Annotated in this window: 1 pseudogene; it reads right to left on the reverse strand. The window is 63.8% G+C overall.

Going from position 1 to position 232, the window contains the following annotated elements:
• Positions 1-232 (reverse strand): annotated as a pseudogene (tuf, locus tag ASD34_RS10210) (elongation factor Tu); the annotation flags it as partial.

A 232-nucleotide genomic window follows, 5' to 3' on the forward strand; every position in this document is an offset into this window, starting at 1 on the left:
AGTGCACGTGGTCTTGACGGTCGGGCGGATGCCGACGATTTCGATTTCTTCGCCGACCTTGATCACGCCGCGCTCGACAGCGCCGGTCACCACGGTGCCGCGACCCGAGATCGAGAACACGTCTTCGACGGGCATCAGGAACGTGCCGTCCACAGCGCGCTCAGGCGTGGGGATGTACGAGTCCAGCGCTTCAGCCAGCTTCAGGATGGCTTCTTCGCCCAGCTTGCCCTTG

It is taken from the genome of Variovorax sp. Root473 (assembly GCF_001426505.1).
Classification (GTDB): domain Bacteria; phylum Pseudomonadota; class Gammaproteobacteria; order Burkholderiales; family Burkholderiaceae_C; genus Variovorax.